The organism is Desulfogranum marinum, from assembly GCF_016918565.1.
Classification (GTDB): domain Bacteria; phylum Desulfobacterota; class Desulfobulbia; order Desulfobulbales; family Desulfobulbaceae; genus Desulfogranum; species Desulfogranum marinum.
The window spans coordinates 1-4223 of sequence record NZ_JAFFQD010000099.1 but is presented as its reverse complement, the minus strand read 5'-3'; the positions used below and the strand labels follow the sequence as shown (position 1 = coordinate 4223).

Below are 4223 nucleotides of genomic sequence, written 5' to 3'. Positions count from 1 at the left end.
GTTCTGAGCCAGAATCAAACTCTCCAGTTTATATCCTAGCCACAATCACTTACGATTGGACTTACTTACTTCAAAAAAACCAAAATCAATTGGCCCGCTTGTTTACTGTTCAGTTGTCAAAGATCAAAGCCACTCATAAAATGGCCGATAGCAAGAGCTATTTAAATTACGCCATACTTTCAGTATGTTACCGAAAGCATAGCTCGTTACCCTGTGTGGCCGGAATTGATGTGGCCGCGTCGGGAGCGGTGAAACTACCTTAACTCTTCTTTTAAGTCAACCCTTTTTCTTTGTCTCCAATCAAAAAAAATCGTTTTATGAGCGAGACGGTGTTCGATTCTTATCATTGAGGCTGTTGATGACTCCTTGAAGGATGGAAAAATGTCTAGGTTCCATTCGTATTTTGCATCACAATAACGAGTTGTTACACGTTTCCCATCGCAGGCTTTTATCAGACTACCTTAGACCACCAGCTGAAATATCTTGTTTTTTCTCTTTTAACTTTTTTTTGAATCCGGCCATTCTCTGACTTTCAGTGCCGAATTAATATCCAGAAGCTATGATGCAAAAACTTTACCTTGGAATAAGCTGCCCATCCCGTTGCTCTGGATACCCTTGATCGCTTGCAAGTTGATGGCACGAAGGCAGAGATCGAGTTGTTCTTTTCCTTCAGTAGTAATTATTTGACAGTAAGATCCTGTTTGTCATACACTTTTTTTAATGCGCCAACCGTAAAGTATTTTTAACCTAAAATGAGTAACAGGAGAATATATGTCGGAAACAATGCATCCATACCTGAAAGAGGTTGCCGAAGAAGCCAAGCAAGGCCGAGTAAGTCGACGCGACTTTTTCAAATATGCTGCCATTTGTGGCGTGTCTCTGAGTGCAGCAGGCAATCTCCTTGGCTTGACAGCAGCAGAAATAGCTCAAGCGGCTGCCGTTATTGACTGGAAAGCATTAGAACAGGAAAGTCCGTTTGAAATTAAGAATCTCTTGATCAAAAAAGCCCAGGATGCGTGCAGCAAGCCAGGAGATGCAATCTTAAACGCTGGTCGGGGTAACCCCAACTTTTTAAATACGGAAGTGCGCCAATCCTTTGCCCTATTAATTCAAATTGCTGCTGAAATGGCCAAAAAGGGATCAGCAGTTAAAGATGTTGGTTATCGGCTGGATAAGAACGGCATGGCAGCCAAGGTGCAATCTGCCATTGCCAAAAAACAAGATGAGCCTGGCGCTGCATTCCTTACCCAGGGGCTTAATTATGCTTTTAAAAACGTTGCCCTGGATGCGGATGATCTTGCCTTTCAATTGATCGACGGTATCCAGGCTGACTTTTACCCAGATCCTCCCCGTGTTTTTCCAGTAACTGAACATATTGTCCGTCAGTATTTGAATCGTGTCGTTTTCAGCGGTAACCCACCGCAGGGTGATTTTCACCTTTTCACCACCGAAGGCGCGACTGCGGCCATGATTTACATTTTTAATTCTCTTCGGGAAAATATGATTTTGAGCCCCGGTGATAAGGTTGCCATTGTCACCCCTGTTTTTTCACCTTATCTAGAGCTACCATTGCTCAATGATTATGACCTTAAAACCGTATACATACAAGGCCAAGAAGACCTCGGCTGGCAAATACCGGATTCGGAAGTGGCCAAGCTAAAGGACCCTGCGGTTAAGGCACTCTACATGGTCAATCCGACCAACCCCACCTCTGTCTCCTTGAATGCGGATACGGTCAAACGCATGGCTGACACTATCCGAAGCCATAACCCTGAGATGGTCATCATCTCCGATACGGTGTACGCCAGTTTTGTTGATGAATTCAATACCTTTGGTAAGGAATTGCCGGAAAATATTTTAGGCGTCTATTCCTATTCGAAATACTTCGGTGTGACCGGCTGGCGGTTAGGAGTGGTGATGGTACATGAGAATTGTATCGTCAACCGTTTAATTAAAAAGTTGCCCAAGGATAAGCAGGCAATGTTGGATATGCGATATCGCCTGACATCGACCAGACCTGATGATATTCTTTTCCATGAACGCCTGGAAATGGATAGCCGCCAGGTCGCACTGGCACATACAGGTGGCATATCAGGGCCGCAGCAGGTGGCAATGTGTTTGTTTTCTCTCTATGAACTTCTTGATGAAGACTATGTGTATAAAAAGTCCATCATGGATATTCTCAAAAAGAGGTGGACTGCCCTCTTCCATGCCATAGGTCTCCCCGAGCCGCAAGGCAATAACCTAACCCGCTACTACGCCCTCATTGATTTACAACAATTGGCTGACAAAATGTATGGACCTGCTTTCACCAAACAATTAGCCGAGAGGAATCCATTGGAATTTCTCTTTAAGTTAGCCGAGAATCACCGTACGGTTTGCCTGCCGGGCAAAGGCTTTGCCGGACCGGATTGGTCCTTGAGGGTAGCCCTAGCCAATATCAACGAGGCCGACTGCCGGAATGTTGGTCGAGCAATAGTCGAGGTCATGAAAAAGTATAAACAACTCCTGACAGCCTAATTCAACGCCTTTTATTTGCATAAAGCCGAAATTCTACAAAATATGAATAGCCCCTTCAATAAGCCCAGAAGGTGCAATTCCACAAGGCCGCTACAATTGGGTTAAAGGAGAGCCAATCATGCCATTACATTACAAATCTACAGTCGAAGGAAATCTACTCGATGATATCTATGCCTCTACCGATCTTTCGGTGAGCCTCCCCAAATACAAAATACCCAAAAATGAACAATCTCCTCGTCACGTCTACCAAGTAGTGCATGATGAATTGATGCTTGATGGCAATTCCCGCCAGAACCTCGCTACCTTCTGCCAGACCTGGATGGAACCGGAGATCCGTCAATTGATGGATGAATGCATCGACAAAAACATGATTGACAAGGATGAATACCCTCAATCCGCTGAAATTGAGTCTCGCTGTGTGCACATGCTGGCTGATCTCTGGAATGCACCCCAGGCAACAAAGACCCTTGGTTGTTCCACCACAGGTTCCAGTGAAGCTGCCATGCTTGGCGGTATGGCCATGAAGTGGCGCTGGCGCGAAAAAATGGAAGAACTAGGCAAACCCGCAGATAAACCGAATTTGATCTGTGGTCCGGTGCAGGTATGCTGGCATAAATTTGCCCGCTATTGGGATGTGGAATTGCGGGAAATCCCCATGGAGGGTGATCGTTTAATCATGACTCCCGAAGAGGTGGTCAAGCGTTGTGATGAAAACACCATTGGCGTAGTCCCGACCCTGGGGGTAACCTTTACCTGCCAGTATGAACCGGTACAGGCTGTGAGTGACGCTTTGGATCAATTACAAAAAGAGACAGGCCTGGATATCCCCATCCATGTGGATGGAGCCAGTGGCGGCTTTATTGCCCCCTTTATAGAACCTGAATTGCTCTGGGATTTTCGGTTGCCGCGAGTACAATCAATCAATGCCTCCGGCCATAAGTTTGGCCTTGCCCCCCTTGGCGTTGGCTGGGTGGTGTGGAGAAGTGAGGAATACCTTCCTCAAGATCTAATTTTTGAAGTGAACTATCTAGGCGGCAACATGCCCACTTTTGCCCTGAATTTTTCTCGACCTGGCGGCCAGATTGTTGCTCAATACTACAATTTCTTACGTCTTGGGATCGAGGGGTACAGGAAAATTCACCAATCGTGCTACGATACGGCACGCTATCTTGCCGATCAAATCGAAAAAATAGGCATCTTTGATATCATCTATAATGGCCGTGGCGGTATCCCTGCGATGAGTTTCTGTTTGAAGCCCGAAGTATCGCCTGGATTCAATCTCTTTGATCTCTCGGATCGTATTCGCAGTAGAGGATGGCAGATTGCCGCCTATGCTATGCCGGCTGAACGTGAAGACCTGGTGATTATGCGAATTTTGGTTCGTCATGGGGTCAGCCGAGACCTGGCGGATTTGCTTTTGGATGATCTACAACGGTGCATTGCTTATTTTGCTAAAAATCCAATGCAGCATGGTAGTGGTTCCGAGGAATCTTCCGGTTTTTCTCATGGTTAGCACAAATCCCTAACCCGAATTTCTCATGAGTTTTTTGGTTTTCGACTTAAGTTTTGATATTTATACCTAAATCCTGCAGATAGTTGAAAAGAAATCATGAAAATGGCAATATCCTTAAAGTGTTAACGACCAAATTACCACAATAAGGAGTCACCATTTCCATGAAGAAAAAACAGCATAAACGATCTGC

General features: G+C 45.3%; 3 protein-coding genes. All 3 read left to right on the top strand.

From position 1 onward, the window contains the following. Positions 1-263, top strand: a 263-nt coding sequence (locus JWH17_RS22885; protein WP_205225026.1) for a hypothetical protein, incomplete at its 5' end; no start/stop codon positions are given. A gap of 508 nt (positions 264-771) precedes the next feature. Continuing rightward, positions 772-2520: a bifunctional aspartate transaminase/aspartate 4-decarboxylase gene (locus tag JWH17_RS22880; protein WP_205225025.1), complete on the top strand. Its 1749-nt coding sequence runs from the start codon at positions 772-774 to the stop codon at positions 2518-2520. A gap of 118 nt (positions 2521-2638) precedes the next feature. After that, the gene (gad, locus tag JWH17_RS22875) at positions 2639-4033 is read left to right on the top strand and encodes a glutamate decarboxylase (RefSeq protein WP_205225024.1); all 1395 of its coding nucleotides are present in this window, start codon (positions 2639-2641) and stop codon (positions 4031-4033) included. Positions 4034-4223 lie beyond the last annotated feature (190 nt).